We start from the raw sequence: 15618 nt of genomic DNA, 5'->3' as shown, positions 1-15618 counted from the left end.
AGTACCTTGCGCATCGAGCTTTTTAGCCTGGAATTGTCCCAGCGGGCCAGTGTTGATGTCGCTGAAACTCACATCCATCAACAAAGGGATTACGGCGGCCTCACCAACGAATTTGGAGAGCGCCCCAGCCTCGAAAAGAAGCCAGGGCGCACTCACGTTCTCCGGCGTGACACACAGAATGCCAATATTGCACGCCTCCAGGTTCGCCCCGACTTCCACTCCCCATCGCTGCCCCGCGTGGATGTCCGCGTCGGACATCCACGGCTCGGCATAGTGGAGCACATCCGGCAACCATTCGCGCAGCGCAGCCGCGACCTGCCTGCTCCGCTGGCCGGACCAGCTCAGGAAAACCCGCATCGGGCCGGCTCCGTCAAACGTTGGCGAGCGCCTGCTCCAGGTCGGCGATCAGGTCTTCCACGTCCTCCACGCCGCAGCTCAGGCGCACCAGGCCGTCGGTGAGGCCCATGGCGTAGCGGCGGTCGCGCGGGACGGAGGCGTGCGTCATCAGCGCCGGATGGCCGATCAGGCTTTCCACGCCGCCCAGCGACTCGGCCAGCGCAAAGATGCGCACGCCGTTCACGAACGCCGCCGCCTTTTCCAGGCTCCCCATCTCGATGCTGATCATTCCCGTAAATCCGCGCATCTGCCGCTTGGCGAGCTCGTGCTGCGGGTGCTGCGGCAGGCCGGGATAGTAGACCGCCTGCACCTTGGGGTGCGCGTCCAGCCACTCGGCGATCTGCTGGCCGTTGGCGTTGTGCGCCTTCATGCGCAGGTGCAGCGTCTTGGTGCCGCGCAGCCCCAGCCACGAGTCCCACGGCCCCGGCACCGCGCCCGCCGCGTTCTGCAGAAAGCGAAGCTGCTCGTGCAGATCGTCGTCGCGCACCACGATCATGCCGCCCACCATGTCGCTGTGGCCGTTGACGTACTTGGTGACCGAGTGGATGACCAGGTGCGCCCCCAGCTCCAGCGGCCGCTGGTTGTACGGCGAGGCGAAGGTGTTGTCCACGCTCAACCACGCCCCGGCCGCGCGGGCCACCTCCGCCGCGGCGGCGATGTCGGTGAGCTGCATCATGGGGTTGGAGGGCGTTTCCACGTGGATCAGCCGCGTCTTCGGCGTCACCGCGGCGCGGATGGCCTCCACGTCGGAGCTGTCCACGAAGGTGAACTCGATGCCCAGCCGCGACAGCACCTTGCTGAACAGGCGGTAGGTGCCGCCGTACACACCCTCGCCGCACACCACGTGGTCGCCGGCGTTCAGCAGCTTGAGCATGGTGTCGGTGGCCGCCAGCCCCGAGGCGAAGGCGATGCCGTGCGTCCCCGCCTCGAGCGCGGCCACGTTGGCCTCGAACGCCTCGCGCGTGGGGTTGTGGGTGCGCGCGTACTCGTAGCCCAGGTGCCGCCCCAGCTCCGGCTGCACGTAGGTGCTGGTCTGGTACACGGGCATCATGATGGCGCCCGTGGTGGGGTCCGGGCGCTGGCCGGCGTGGATGGCGATGGTGCCCAGCCCCATCCCCGCGTAGTTCGTCTGGTCTTTCATCCGCTCGTTCCGCGTGTGTGCGTGCATGCATGCCGTCCCGGCGGCCCCCGCGCGGGGAGCCCGCAACCTACCCGCGCCGCCCGCCGCCAGCAACCGCCGCCCGTCCCGGCGCGGGGCGATCGATCATCATTCTGTGGTGGCCCGCCCTGTGCAGAATGATGATGGTTGACGGGCAGCGATGACGGAAGTATCGTCTGTCGAAACGGAGAATGCAAGAATGATCGACGACATCGACCGGCAGATTCTGGAAATCCTGCAGGAGAACGCGCGCACCCCCAACGCCGAGATCGCGCGGCAGGTGGGAATGGCGCCGTCCGCCATTCTGGAGCGCATCCGCAAGCTGGAGGAGCGCGGGGTGATTCAGGGATACGCGGTGCGCATCAACCCCGACGCCTACGGGCTGGGATTGATGGCGTACGTCTTCGTGCGCGCGGACGAGCGGGCGGGCGCGCTCACGACGGCGGAGCAGATGGCCGCCATCCCCGAGGTGCAGGAAATCCATCACGTGGCGGGAGAAGACTGCTTTCTGGCCAAGGTGCGCGTCCGCGGCACCCGCGAGCTGGGCGAACTGCTGCGCGACCGCTTCGGCGCCATCGAAACGATCCGCAGCACGCGCAGCACCATCGTGCTGGACACGGTAAAGGAGACCACCATGCTGTACGAGCCGCAGACGGGAGGCCCCCGTGGCTGAAACGCGAAGCGCTCCGCTGGGGCGCGTGCTGGCGGCGTTCGCGGCCGTCTACCTGATCTGGGGGAGTACCTACCTCGCCATCCAGTTCGCCATCCAGACCCTGCCGCCGCTCATGATGGGCGGGGTCCGATTCCTGCTTGCCGGCGTGCTGCTGTACACGGTCATGCGGCTGCGCGGCGAGGCGGCGCCCACGCGGCGGGAGTGGCGCAACGCGGCCATGGTGGGCGTGCTCCTGCTCCTGGGCGGCAACGGCGGGGTGGTGCTGGCGGAGCGCACGGTGCCTTCCGGCGTCGTCGCGCTGCTCGTCGCGATGGTGCCGCTGTGGATGGTGCTGCTGGAGTGGGCGCGCCCCGGCGGCATTCGCCCCACGGCGCGGGTGATCACCGGCCTGCTGGTCGGATTCGGGGGGATGGTGCTGCTGGTGGGTCCCGGCCGCGTGGGCGGCGAGCCGGTGGACCTGTGGGGCGCGGGGCTGGTGATGGCCGGCTCGCTGGCCTGGGCCGCGGGCTCCATCTACTCGCGCTCCGCCGATCTCCCCCGCAACGCGTTCCTGGCGACCGGGGCGGAGATGCTGTGCGGCGGCGCGGCCCTGGTGCTCGTGGGGCTGCTGCGGGGCGAGCTGGGCGCGTGGAACCCGGCCACGGTCACGACGGAGAGCGTGCTGGGCTTCGTGTACCTGGTGACCTTCGGGTCGCTCGTGGGGTTCACGGCCTACATCTGGCTTCTGGGCGTGACCACCGCCGCGCGCGTGAGCACCTACGCGTACGTGAACCCCGTCGTCGCCGTCATGCTGGGGTGGTGGCTGGCGGACGAGCCGCTGACCGCGCGGGTGCTGCTGGCGGCGGCCGTCATCATCGCCGCGGTGGCGGTCATCACCACGGGGCGCAGGCCGGCCGCGCAGCCGGCGGCGGCACGCGAGGGAGACGGGACGGCGGACACGGAGCGGGAAAGCGCGGCGGCTTGACGTTGTTCGGCGGCGGCGCCCACATTGGCGCCCCGGCCGGAGTGTCCGGCGGCGCAGGCAGGTTCCATCATCCAACGACAACGACGCGGAACCGTACGTGATCGATACCTCCAACCTGATGGTGAGCGTTTCCGGCGTGCGGGGGCGCGTGGGCGAGGGGCTGACGCCCGAAGTGATCACCGCGTTCGCCGCCGCCTTCGGCGCGTATGCACTGCGCCGCGGACCCGGAAAGACGGTGGTGCTGGGGCGCGACTCGCGCGTGTCGGGCCCCATGTTCGCCCTGGCCGCCACGGCGGGGCTGCAGTCCGTGGGGTGCGACGTGGTGGACGTGGGCATCGCGCCCACGCCCACGGTGCAGCTCGCCGTAGAGGATCTGCACGCGGCCGGCGGGCTGGCCGTGACGGCGAGCCACAACCCCATCGAGTGGAACGCCCTCAAGTTCATCGGCCCCACGGGGATGTTCCTTGACGGCGACGAGGCCGCGGAGATGCGCGCCTTTCTGGAAGCCGACATCCCCCGCGCGGTGTGGAGCGACCTGGGCGGCCGCCGCACGGACGATCAGGCCGTGCAGCGCCACCTGGACCGCATTCTCGCCATCCCCTTCCTGGACGTGGAAGCCATCCGCGCCCGCCGCTTTCACGTGGCGCTGGACTGCGTGCGCGGCGCGGGCGGAACGATCTTTCCCCGGCTGCTGGAGGCGCTGGGCTGCACCGTCACCGCCATCAACATGGAGACGGACGGCCTGTTTCCCCGCGAGCCGGAGCCGGTGGCGGAGAACCTGAAGGAGCTGGAGGAACTGGTCCGCACCAGCGGCGCCGCCATTGGCCTGGCGACGGACCCGGACGTGGACCGCCTGTCCCTGGTGAGCGGCCAGGGGCACGCTATCGGCGAGGACTACACGCTGGCGCTGGCGTCCACCCTGGTCCTGCGCCACCGTCCCGGGCCGCTGGTGACCAACCTGTCCACCAGCCGGCTGATGGACGACGTGGCGGAGCGCGCCGGCGTGCCGCTGGTGCGCGCGCCCGTGGGCGAGATCAACGTGGCCCGCCGGATGCAAACAGAAAGCGCAACGATCGGCGGCGAGGGGAACGGCGGCGTGATTCTGCCCGACGTGCACCTGACGCGCGACGCCCCGGTGGCCGCCGCGCTGGTGCTGCAGCTGCTGGCGGAGACGGGGCAGCCGCTGCACGAGTTGGCGGGCGAGCTGGGGCGCTACGAGATCGTAAAGGAAAAGGTGCCGCGCCCCTCGCAGCCGCTGGACGCCGTCTACGCCGCGCTGGCGGGGCAGTTCCCCGACGCGGACGCGGACCGGCAGGACGGGCTGCGCCTTTCGTGGGCGGCGGAAAAGAAGTGGGCGCACCTGCGGCCCAGCGGCACCGAGCCCATCGTGCGCATCATCTGCGAGGCGCCTACGCGCGCGGATGCGTCGGCGCTGGTGGAGGCGCTGCGGGCGGCGCTGCCCGGGTGAGGGCGGGAGTGCTGGGTGCGTGAGTGCTGAGTGCGGAACTGCAGTACGAGCGAACGAGAGTACGAGAGTGGCCGGCACTGGGCACTGGGCACTGGGCACTGGGCAATTCCTCGTCCTGCTCTGAGGAATTCGCGCCGTTCGGCACAGTTGTTCCGTGCCCTGCGGCGCGCGAAGCCCGACCCGGAGCGCAGCGGAGGGGCACGCCCCGGGAGTGGTTCGCGGTTTCCTGACATCTCAATCGACACAAATCACGCGGGGTCCACAGGCCATGTGCGGAATCGTTGGATACATTGGAGAACAGCCGGTCACGCCCATGCTCATTCAGGGCCTCAAGCGGCTGGAGTACCGCGGCTACGACTCCGCCGGCGTCGTGGTGGCCAACAACGGCCACCTGGAGGTCCGCAAGGAAGCCGGCAAGATCGTGGAGCTGGAGAAGCTGCTGCAGGCGGAACCCGCCGAGGGAACCTACGGCATCGGGCACACGCGCTGGGCCACGCACGGGCCGCCCACCACGCGCAACGCGCACCCGCACGTGAGTGAGAACGGCGACTTTGCCCTGGTGCACAACGGCATCATCGAAAACGCCCAGACGCTGCGGAAGCGGCTCACGGAGCGCGGCCACGTCTTCAACTCCGACACCGACACCGAGGTGCTGGTGCACCTGATTGAAGAGGTGTACAACGCCGGCGACGGGCGCGCCGGCGAGTCGCTGGAGCGCGCGGTGGAAACGGCGCTGGCGCAGGTGGAAGGGACGTACGGCATCGCGGTGGTGAGCACGCGCGACCCGGGCAAGATCGTGGTGGCGCGGCTGGGCAGCCCGCTGCTCATCGGCGTGGGGGAGAACGGCGAAACGTTCGTGGCCTCCGACGCCGCCGCGGTCATCGCGCACACGCGCGACGTCATCTACCTGGATGACGGCGACATGGCCACCATCACCAAGAACGGCTACACGGTGCACCGCCCCAAGAGCGGCCCCGTGAGCCGCCCGGTGAATCGCGTGGACTGGGACCTGGGCGAGGTGGAGCGCGGCGGGTACGACCACTTCATGCTCAAGGAGATCATGGAGCAGCCCAACACTCTGCGCGAAACCATGCGCGGGCGGCTGCTGGAGGACGAGGGCTCGGTGAAGCTCGGCGGGCTCACGGGGATGGACCAGGAGCTCCGCGACGCCAAGCGCGTGGTGATTCTGGGCTGCGGCACGTCGTGGCACAGCGGGCTCATTGGCGAGTACCTGCTGGAAGACATCGCCCGCATTCCCACCGAGGTGGAGTACGCGTCGGAGTTCCGCTACCGCCGCGCGGTGGTGGAGCCGGACACGCTGGCCATCGCCATTTCGCAGTCCGGCGAAACGGCCGACACGCTGTGGGCCATGCGCGAGGCCAAGCAGCAGGGCGCCACCACGCTGGGCGTGGTGAACGCGGTGGGCGGCACCATTCCGCGCGAAACGGACGCCGGCATCTACCTGCACGCCGGGCCGGAGATCGGCGTGGCGAGCACCAAGGCGTTCACCTCGCAGGTGGTGGTGCTGACGATGATGACCATTCACCTGGGCCGGCTGCGCGGCACGCTCACGGCCTCGCGCGGGCGTGAGATCGTGCGGGCGCTTCGGCAGCTTCCGGAGCAGGTGGCGGAGATCCTGAAGATGGACGGGGAGATCCGCGCCCTGGCCGAGCAGTACAAGGACAGCAGGAACTTTCTGTACCTGGGCCGCGGCTACAACTTTCCCGCGGCGCTGGAGGGCGCGCTCAAGCTCAAGGAGATCAGCTACATCCACGCCGAGGGCTACCCCGCGGCCGAAATGAAGCACGGGCCCATCGCCCTGATCGACGAGAACATGCCGGTAGTGGTCATCGCCCCGCGCGACGGCGTGTACGACAAGGTGCGCAGCAACATCGACGAGGTAAAGGCGCGCGGCGGCTGCATCATCGCGGTCGTGAGCCAGGACGACGACGAGCTGGAAGGGGTGGTGGAGCACGTGATCCGCATTCCGCGCACGCACGACGCGCTCACGCCCATCCTGGCCTCGGTGCCGCTGCAGCTACTGGCCTACCACATCGCCGTGCTGCGCGGCACCAACGTGGACCAGCCGCGCAACCTGGCCAAGTCGGTCACGGTGGAGTAGCGGAAGGCTTGAGGGAGCCGTCCGGAGCGATTATCATCTCTCAGGGCGGTTTGGTGTTGCTCAGGGCAGGAACGGATGACCAGAACTGAGTTCGCGTCACAGGTCGCCCAAAAAGCGTCGATCACCCCGGCAGAAGCCGCGCGGGTGATCGACGCCGTTTTCGATTCGCAATCAGGCGCGATCCCTGAGGCCCTGGACTTCGACGGAAAGATCACCATTGCCGGGTTCGGGACGTTTACCCGCAAACCCGGCCGATCCCGCCGTGTGCCTGAAGGCGCGGGAGACGTCGAATTCAAATCGGCCGACGGTTCGCTCGTTTTTCTCAGTCCCGGGCACATCGCCCCGGCCGTGGCTCCGCTGAGCCTTGGCAAGGTGCAATCAGGCACGGGAGCGGTGGCGACGCGCGATTCGAGAACGTTGTCCGCTGCGGACGAGATTCGCCGGATGGCGCTGGACACGTGGGAGAACGCGCATGACGCGGAGGAGTTCCTGACCACCCCGCATCCGCTGCTGGACGGGCAGACTCCGCTGGATGTCTGCGGTACGGATTCGGGAGCGCAGCGTGTTCGTGAGATCCTCATCGCGCTGGAGTACGGACTGCCCGTCTGATGCACGTTGCGTATCGGGTCTGCAAGACGCGCTACCCGGTCTTCGACGGGACCGGCGCGGCAATCGGGGGCGGCCGCTGGAACTCTCGCGGCCGCCCTCTGATTTACTGTGCGGACAGCTTTGCGGGTGCGCTTCTCGAGATTCTGGTACACGCGAACGCGCCGGTCGCGCTTCCCGGCCCTCATCACTGCGCGCGGGCTGTTTTTCCTGACGGGCTGGCGGTCGAGATCCTGAAGGAGGGCGATCTGCCCGGGTGGGCGGACGAGAATCCGTCGCCGTCGCGGGCGTTCGGGGACCGCTGGCTGGACGAGCAGAGAACGGCCATCCTTTCGGTCCCCGCCGCGACCGCGCGCCCGTACGGCCGGAATCTGCTGTTGAATCCAGTCCATCCGGATTTCGGCCGCATCATTCTCGAGGCCGAAGTTCCTGTCGCATGGGACGCACGACTGTTCCGGGCCCGGTAAACTCAGGCTGCAGGGCCCGTAACGGCAGCGGGATTGCCAAGGGCGGTCCGCGAGCGTGCGATCGCTCTCCTGAGGGACGTGGGGCAGGAGCTTTGCACCCGCCATCGCAGGATCTGCGTGGTGTGGCCGAGTGTGCGTGCGCGAGGGCCTGAAGGCCAGCACCCGGGTAGCGGGACTCGCGGGAGAGGTCTGCTCGCGGCTTCGAGGAACAGCCGAACTATCCACCCTCGTAGAGGGAGCGTTCGGGGTGATTGACGATTCGGCGTACGATCACGCTGACCCCCGGACCCGCTCCTGGCCCGAGTCGTTTCACATCAACGCTCCGCGGGCCAGCAGGGGCCAGTGATGTCAGACTTGACATCATCTGTTGCAACATGTATTGTTAGGCCATGAATGAGCCAGTCACGAGATCCGTATCCCTGCCGGTGTCGCCCGAACAGCGGGCCGCGGTTGCCCTCGGGCGGGTGGTCCACCGCACCATGTACCGCATGGAGCAGCTGCTGAAGCCGTACGGCCTCACGCCCACGCAGTACAACGTGCTCCGCATTCTGAACGGCGCGGGCGCGGAGGGCCTGTGCGGCACGGACATCGGCGGCCGCCTGCTCTCCCCGGTGCCCGACATGACGCGCCTGCTGGACCGCATGGCCGAAGCCGGGCTGCTGGTGCGGGAGCGGGACCCCCGGCAGCGCCGCCTCGTGCGCGCGCGGCTCACCGACGCGGGACGGCAGATGCTGCTGGACACCACGCCGGTGGTGGACGGCCTGCACAAGCAGCAGTTCCGCCGCTTTGCGCCCGAACAGGTCGAGATGCTCCGCTCGCTGCTGGAGCTGTTCGACGATTCGGAGAGCCCGGCCGCCGCCTGAACACCCTCACCTCCGAACCGCGGAGATTTCGTTCGGCAGTAAACCTGTTTTAACAAACCACGTTCTAACAACACGGGAGAAATCGCCATGACCACCAACGCTTCCACCGCCACCGCCCCGCAGTCCCGCCGCGGCCTTCGCGTCACGCTCTGGATCGTGCAGATCCTGCTGGCCGCCGCCTTCTCCATGTCCGGGCTGATGAAGCTGTCGCAGCCCATCGATGCTCTCGCGGCCCAGATGGGATGGGTGACCAGCGTGCCGGCCGCCCTGGTGCGCTTCATCGGCGCCGCGGAACTGGCGGGTGCCATCGGCCTGATCCTTCCCGCGGCCACCCGCATTCAGCCTCGCCTGACGGTGCTCGCTGCGCTGGGCCTGGTGGTGGTGATGGTGCTGGCGTCGGGAACGCACGCCTCGCGCGGCGAGTTCGGGATGCTGCCGGTGAACCTGGTGCTGGGCGCCCTCGCGGCCTTCGTGGCGTGGGGCCGCGGCAAGGCCGCGCCCATCGCGCCCCGCGCCTGAGCAGCAGTTCTCGTTCACCTCGTTCGAGGAGATTCGATCATGAGCAACGCTACACCAACGGTTCCGATGGGCAGGGAGGAGACAGTGGACGTCGGCACCGGTTCCGCCGACTTCATGACCTTTGGCCCCGTGCACCTGGACGTCATTGACGCCGACCGTTCGCTCGGTTTCTGGAAGGACGTCGTCGGCCTGCATCTGCGCGGCCGGAACGAGGCCGCGCTGGAACTGGGCACCCCGGATGAAACGCTGATCGTGCTGCACCCGGGTGCCGTCAGCCGGCCCCGCCGGGGCTTCAGCGGACTGTACCACGTCGCGATCCACCTGCCCAATGAGGTGGAGTTTGCGCGGGTGCTCGCCCGGCTCATCAAGCGCCGGTGGCCCATGCCCACGCCATGGCCGGAGACCGGGAGCGGGCCATGACGGCCGGGTGCGATGACTACGATACCAAGCCGATCGACCTCGCCCGCCTTCTCACGAAGGTGGAAGCGCTGCTGGCCCGGGATGCCGGCCCCGCCGGTTCGGCTCGGTGAGTTGGTCCCAAAGACCTGGACGCGCGCGTCCCCCGCGTGTCTGACCGCACACATGGCTGACGGGCAGGCAGGGAAAATTTCTTGGGACACCTGTGATTCACCTCCGTGCCCTCGCCCTGTCGTGATCGATGAAAGGCCCGGGTTCATGGCCCGGGTTCTTGTTGAACGTGTCAACGCGGCGAGCCGCCCGCGGTACGCCAGCCCCCGCGCATGGACCTCCCCGTTCGCCGCGGCTTCGGAGTGCGGACGGTAGCTACGGTTCATCAGGAGCCCGTTCCCAGGCAGAAACGTCGTCCGGCAGCGGAGGCCAAAGCAGATCACGCGGACCTAACCCCGTTCCGTCCGCACGGGCACGGTGATGGAAAAGGCTTCCAGCGTCCCGGACACGAATGAGCGAAAGCCTCCCGCGGAGTTCGCGGGAGGCTTTCGCTGTGTGAACGTGCGATCCGGGTCGTGTCAGTCTCCGGTCCCGTTCGGACCCGCTCCGGTCAGCGTCCGGTTTACCGCTACGAGAACATCGCGTGCCCGGTCCATGGCGGACCGGCTTTCGCCCGCCAGTTTCTCCACCAGCGGCAGGAGCGTAGAATCGGCCGGTTGCGGCTCACTCGCACCCGATGAGGCGGGACGCTGAATGCTGCCATCAGAGCCGCCCGTGCTCTGAGGCTCCCGCCCCGCGGCCGTGTACTCCACGGCTGTCATTCGGACTGCACGATCCAGGAACAGGCAGAGCGCAGCGTCAGAAGCGTGGTCCCACACATCCGGGATGGGGCTGAGACGGCGGCGTTCAATCGCGCTCTGGAAGGTAAGCCACCCGGCGGCGAAGTTCGGCCGGACGTTCGCGGAGGAACTGGGACGCGTATCCCACACCCGCCACTCGACTCCGGCGGGGTCGCAGAACTCGCGGTACGCCACGGGACCAGACCTGTCCAAGGTGAATGCAGTATGCCGGCGCGCAGGTCGCTGCCAACCCAGCAGACTCCCGCGAAGAATCTTCGTCCAAGAGCCGTGCAAGAACTGTGCGGTCCGCCTGAGTGCCCTCGTGGAGGAAGCGATCCAGCCTACCCGGGGTGAATGACGATTCGGCGGAGCACCATGGCTGATCGCCGGTGTCGGGTTCAAACGCCAGCACGTACCCCGTTCGTCGCAGGCCGCGCAGGACCGAATGTTCGCGAGTACCGGCACACGCTGATGGCGACCGGGAGCACAACCCCGCGGGAAACCGTGGAAGAACCAGAAGACCAGTTCTGATTCGTGTCGTCTGACCTCCTTGCGCAGCTTCCGGCCGCTGAGAACATCCGGTTCTCGTTCGGGTGGGCCGAGCGGCTGCAAGGTTCAGCAGGGACGCGGGTGCCAGTTCTGATGGATTCCGTATGGGTACAAGCGGAACGAGGCGGGCGAGATCGTTCTCGCCGGCCTCGTTCACCTCGATGGCAATCCAGTGATTCGAAAAGCCCTGCCTCGATGCCACCACCGAATCCTTCCCGTCATTCGTGTTTCTGCTGATCTCGGACGTGCCCTCCGCCCGTTCCGTTCCGCCTGCCGTTTACGGCGCGGAAGCGGTTCCGGCCGACTGCTTCAGGACTCCGTAGGCGGTCAGTTCGGCGGTGATGCCGTCGATGATTCTCTGCTCCAGCCGGCCCGTGGTGATGCACTGGATGGCGTCGCTTCCGCTTCCGATTACCGTCCGCCCGGTGCCGACCAGGCGGATGAACGTGTGCGTGCTCTCCCCCTCGGGCGCCACCTGAACTACCAGGTTCAGACGGGTGCGGAACATGTTGGCCAGCCCCGGGCCCACGTCGTTGCCGCAGGTAACGAAGTTGCGCGTCCGTTCACCGGCCACGAGGGGCGTGATGATGCGGTTGTTCCCCATCACGCCGGTTCGTGTCGTATCCACCTGCGGCTCGATGCCCAGATCCAGAAGCACAGAGGGCAGCACGGACCACACCGCGAGGGCTGGGGCCGCGAAATCCGCTTCCACGAGGCGCACGCCGGTTCCGATTTCATCATCAAACACCGGGGGCAGGTCGGGCGCCCTGCGCTGCCCGTGAAGTGCGGTGGCCGTCATGGTGATCGCGAGCAGCAGGACGGCGATGAGCGGAGAGCGTTTCATGTTCGTTTGGGGAGGATGATGGCGGGACGGCCGTCAACGGCGGGAAGCGGCGGCGCTCCGGTGCGCCGCCATCGTTCAGACCCCGCGACCTGATCGATGGTTGTCGCCGTTCAGGGCACGGCGCCACGACGGCGGCGTGTGGCCGAATCGGCCGGCGGAGCACTGCCGGTTGGGGCAGCCACGCGGGCGGGCCTGAAAAGCAAAGATACCGGACCTTTCGATGCCGAGCAAGAGTCGTCGTAGAAGGAGCGCCGCCCGGCCGCCCGGACCAGCGGCTACGCACCGGCCCTGCCGGTGAGGACGCTCGGAAGCCCGCCGTGATCATCGCCCAACGGGATGGGGACGGAAGAGGCACGCGCCGGGGCTTCGCATCCGGGCTCCCGGCTCCCTTTTCGCGGGAGCGCGGAATCGGTACTGTTCTCGCCAGCCCCCGACCCGTCCGGGCGATCGCCGTCCCAACCTCCGCCTCGCTCCGCTGGGCGAGCACCGCCAGAACCGCACATGACACCTATCCGTTCGCGCCGCGCCGGCCTTGCCGCCGCGCTCACCCTGGCCTGCGCCGCCCCGCTCGGCGCGCAGGCCGCCCCGCAGTCCGACGCCCGGCCCGTGTTCCAGAACGGGATGGCGCAGGTGGTTCCCGCGTTCGCCGACTCCACGCAGTGGATCCGGCAGAACCTGTGGGTGGAGACGGACTTTGACTCCGACCGCGACGGCCGCATGGACCGCGTGCACGTGGACGTCACGCGCCCGGGCCAGACGGCATCCGGCCTCAAGGTGCCGGTGGTGTACGGCTCCAGCCCGTACTACGCCGGCACGTCCAACGGCTCCGAGTTCTGGAACGTGCGCCAGGAACTGGGCCAGCCCTCGCCTGTCCGCGGCGCGCTGGCCGCGCCCCGGTACGATTCCACCCGCACGCGCATTTCCGACCAGCTCGTGCGCACCTGGGTGCCGCGCGGCTTCGCGGTGGTGCACTCGGAGGCGCCGGGAACCGGCCGCTCGCAGGGGTGCGCCACCATCGGCGACACGCCGGAGCGCACGGCCATGAAGTTCGTGGTGGACTGGCTGAACGGCCGCGCGCGGGGCTATACCACGCGCACCGGGGGCGAGCAGGTGTCGGCCACGTCGTGGTCCACCGGCAAGGTGGGAATGATGGGAACGTCGTACGAGGGCACGCTTCCCCTCGCCACGGCCACCACCGGCGTGCAGGGGCTGGAGGTGGTGATCCCCGTCTCCGCCAACACCTCGTACTACGACTACTACCGCGCCAACGGGCTGGTGCGGTCGCCGGGCGGGTACCTGGGCGAGGACGTGGACGTGCTCTACGACTTCATCGCCAGCGGCGACCCGGCCATCCGCGCCGCGTGCGACCGCATCTGGAAGGCGGGCGTGTTCGCCCAGGGGCAGGACCGCGCCACGGGCGACTACAACTCGTTCTGGGCGGCGCGCGAGCTCATGCCGCACCTGGGGAACGTCAAGGCGGCGGTGCTGCTGGCGCACGGGCTGAACGACTTCAACGTGATGCCCTCGCACAGCGTGCACGTGTACGAGGCGCTCAAGGCGCGCGGGATCCCCGTTTCCATGTACCTTCACCAGGGCGGCCACGGGGGCAACCCGCCGGCGGACATGGTGAACCGCTGGTTCACGCACTACCTGTACGGGGTGGACAACGGCGTTGAACGCGATCCGCCGGTGTGGATCGTGTCCAGCACCGCGGCCGATTCGGCCATGGCGCGGGCGCGCGCGGGGCAGGGGCGCCCCGTGATGCCGGCGCCGGTTCCGTTCGCCTCGTTCCCGGCGCCGGGCTCGGCCATGGTGCGGCTGTATCCCACCGCGGGGGGCAACGGCGTCGGGCCGCTCGCCCTGCGCGCGGGGACCGGACGCGAGTCGCTGACCGACGACGCCTCCATCAGCGGGAGCGCGAACGCCGGCGCGGCGCGCTCCGACCGTCGCCTGCTCTTTGCGACGGCGCCGCTGGCGGATTCGGTCCGCATCTCCGGAACGCCGCGGGTGACCGTGCGCGTGTCCGTGGACCGGCCCGCCGCCAACCTGTCGGTGTGGTTGGTGACGCTGCCGTACGACTCGGCGCAGACGGGTTCCGCCAGCCGCGCGGGCGTGGTGACGCGCGGGTGGGCCGACATCCAGAACCATGCGTCGCTTACCGCAGGCGGGCTGTACCGCTCCACGCGCCGCGGCGAGCCGCTGGTACCGGGCCGGTTCTACGACGTGACGTTCGACCTGGAGCCGGACGACCAGGTGATTCCCGCCGGCAAGCAGCTGGCAGTGATGATCATGTCCAGCGACCCGGAGTTCACGCTCTGGCCCCGCGCCGGCGCACGGCTGACGGTGGACCTCGCGGGAACGTCGATCTCGCTCCCCGTGGTGGGCGGAAGCGCGGCGCTCACGCGGGCGGGCGGCATCCGCGGCTCCCGCTGATCCCCTTCCGCGTGCCGGTCCGGTGGCCGAGGACTGGAACGTAAGGAGCGGCAACGGGTTGCATCGGCACGACCGGGCAGGCGCGGAGACCTCGCGCCTGCCCGGTCGTGCGTGGGCGCCGGACCGCTGCTCAGCGAGGGTTCCGGCATCATCGCTGCTTTTCGTGCGAACCGGGGGGCGGGCTGCGGGTATCAGCCGCTTCGCCCGCCGAGCAACGTTGGCCGCCGCGGGCGCGGGATCGTGAATGGAGGGCAGGGCGGATGAAGTGGACAGTGGACATTCCGGAAGCGGATAGGCACGCCGTCGTCACCACCTCGGGCACGTTCGGCGTGGCGGACCATCTGCGGATGATCGAGGACATCGTGAGCCGCCCCGGGTGGCGCCCCGGCACCGACGTGCTGTTCGACCATCGGCAGCTCACCTTTGGCGATGCGGACTTCGGCACCATGACGCAGGCCCGCGCCAACCATCTGCGCCATAACGACCGCATCGGCGGCGGCAAGGCCGCCATCCTGGTGCGGTCTCTCAGCGACTACGGCCGCGGCCGCCAGTTCGAGCTGCTGACCAACGACAACGTGGCGGCCTCGCTCTGCGTGTTCCTGGACCCCGACGAGGCGGTCGGCTGGCTGCGGGCAGGACGATCTCCCGCCCGCGCGGTTTCGGGCGGATGACGGAGGATGAACGGCGGCCCGGAGGAGACTCGCTCTCTTCCGGGCCGCCGCTTTTGTGGACGGGTGGATGATCGTCCGGCGCGCGCTTCGGAGTCCGCGCGTCCATCGGTGCGCCGTCCGCCGACGCGATGGCCCGCTCACCGGGGACGGTGACCGTCCGCGGGACGGTGGTGGCGGCGCGAGCGGGAAAGGGCCATGGTACGGCCGCTGGCCCGATCCCGAGCCGCCGAACTCATTGCGTCGCAAAGGCTTTCATCCTGAGAAGCGCCGGAGGCACTTGCGGCCCGACGGCATTCTGGTGCCGACGAAGGATCTACTGCCCCTGCGAGAACGGGCGTGCTCGTCGCGACGTTGGCTCGGCGGCAGGTAGATCCTTCGACTCCGCGCCACGGTTCGGCATGGCGGATGGTTTGGTGCAGCGCTCCGCTCAGGATGACAGGCTTTTGTGCACCTAAGTGTTTGTAACGCAGGATCTTGTCATCCTGAGGAGGCGCCGGAGGCACTTGCGGCGGGACGGCATTCTGGTGCCGACGAAGGATCTACTGCGCCTGTGAGAACGGGCGTGCTCGTCGCGACGTTGGCTCGGCGGCAGGTAGATCCTTCGACTCCGCGCCACGGTTCGGCATGGCGGATGGTT

Annotated in this window: 14 protein-coding genes; 11 read left to right on the top strand and 3 right to left on the bottom strand. The window is 68.9% G+C overall.

The genetic code is table 11. The annotated features are described in order from the left end of the window. Positions 1-357: TIR domain-containing protein (locus VF665_RS00820; protein WP_331051497.1), on the bottom strand; the 357-nt coding region annotated here is incomplete at its 3' end. A 13-nt stretch (positions 358-370) separates the two neighbouring features. Then, positions 371-1537, bottom strand: coding sequence for a cystathionine gamma-synthase (locus VF665_RS00815; protein WP_331051496.1), 1167 nt, complete (start codon positions 1535-1537; stop codon positions 371-373). Positions 1538-1754: 217 nt separating this feature from the next. On the opposite strand from VF665_RS00815, the gene VF665_RS00810 reads away from it, so the two are divergent. From VF665_RS00810 to VF665_RS00770, 9 genes are all read left to right on the top strand, one after another. Beyond that, on the top strand, positions 1755-2228 hold the full coding sequence (locus tag VF665_RS00810) for an Lrp/AsnC family transcriptional regulator (protein ID WP_331051495.1): 474 nt from the start codon (positions 1755-1757) through the stop codon (positions 2226-2228). Continuing rightward, positions 2221-3192, top strand: a complete 972-nt coding sequence (gene yedA, locus VF665_RS00805; protein ID WP_331051494.1) for a drug/metabolite exporter YedA — start codon at positions 2221-2223, stop codon at positions 3190-3192. The genes VF665_RS00810 and yedA overlap by 8 nt, the downstream gene beginning before the upstream one ends. A gap of 97 nt (positions 3193-3289) precedes the next feature. Then, on the top strand, positions 3290-4660 hold the full coding sequence (gene glmM, locus VF665_RS00800; RefSeq protein WP_331051493.1) for a phosphoglucosamine mutase: 1371 nt from the start codon (positions 3290-3292) through the stop codon (positions 4658-4660). A gap of 268 nt (positions 4661-4928) precedes the next feature. After that, positions 4929-6782, top strand: a complete 1854-nt coding sequence (glmS, locus tag VF665_RS00795) for a glutamine--fructose-6-phosphate transaminase (isomerizing) (protein WP_331051492.1) — start codon at positions 4929-4931, stop codon at positions 6780-6782. Positions 6783-6857: 75 nt separating this feature from the next. Further along, on the top strand, positions 6858-7391 hold the full coding sequence (locus VF665_RS00790; RefSeq protein WP_331051491.1) for an antitoxin Xre/MbcA/ParS toxin-binding domain-containing protein: 534 nt from the start codon (positions 6858-6860) through the stop codon (positions 7389-7391). Continuing rightward, the gene (locus VF665_RS00785) at positions 7391-7855 is read left to right on the top strand and encodes an RES family NAD+ phosphorylase (RefSeq protein WP_331051490.1); all 465 of its coding nucleotides are present in this window, start codon (positions 7391-7393) and stop codon (positions 7853-7855) included. Before VF665_RS00790 ends, VF665_RS00785 begins: the two co-directional genes overlap by 1 nt. A gap of 389 nt (positions 7856-8244) precedes the next feature. Next, on the top strand, positions 8245-8718 hold the full coding sequence (locus VF665_RS00780) for a MarR family winged helix-turn-helix transcriptional regulator (RefSeq protein WP_331051489.1): 474 nt from the start codon (positions 8245-8247) through the stop codon (positions 8716-8718). Between the two features lie 87 nt (positions 8719-8805). Then, positions 8806-9237, top strand: coding sequence for a DoxX family protein (locus VF665_RS00775; RefSeq protein ID WP_331051488.1), 432 nt, complete (start codon positions 8806-8808; stop codon positions 9235-9237). 84 nt (positions 9238-9321) lie between these two features. Beyond that, complete coding sequence (locus VF665_RS00770; RefSeq protein ID WP_331051487.1) at positions 9322-9657, top strand: VOC family protein; 336 nt, start codon at positions 9322-9324, stop codon at positions 9655-9657. 1653 nt (positions 9658-11310) lie between these two features. Here the strand turns inward: VF665_RS00770 and VF665_RS00765 are convergent. Next, on the bottom strand, positions 11311-11877 hold the full coding sequence (locus tag VF665_RS00765) for a hypothetical protein (RefSeq protein WP_331051486.1): 567 nt from the start codon (positions 11875-11877) through the stop codon (positions 11311-11313). Between the two features lie 501 nt (positions 11878-12378). On the opposite strand from VF665_RS00765, the gene VF665_RS00760 reads away from it, so the two are divergent. Both VF665_RS00760 and VF665_RS00755 read left to right on the top strand, forming a co-directional pair. Beyond that, positions 12379-14310, top strand: a complete 1932-nt coding sequence (locus tag VF665_RS00760; protein ID WP_331051485.1) for a Xaa-Pro dipeptidyl-peptidase — start codon at positions 12379-12381, stop codon at positions 14308-14310. A 260-nt stretch (positions 14311-14570) separates the two neighbouring features. Next, a complete protein-coding gene (locus tag VF665_RS00755; protein WP_331051484.1) occupies positions 14571-14981 on the top strand; it encodes a hypothetical protein in 411 nt (136 codons plus the stop codon). Positions 14982-15618: the final 637 nt, after the last annotated feature.

The organism is Longimicrobium sp., assembly GCF_036387355.1.
Taxonomy (GTDB): Bacteria; Gemmatimonadota; Gemmatimonadetes; order Longimicrobiales; family Longimicrobiaceae; genus Longimicrobium.
This window is presented reverse-complemented; position numbering and strand designations above follow the sequence as displayed.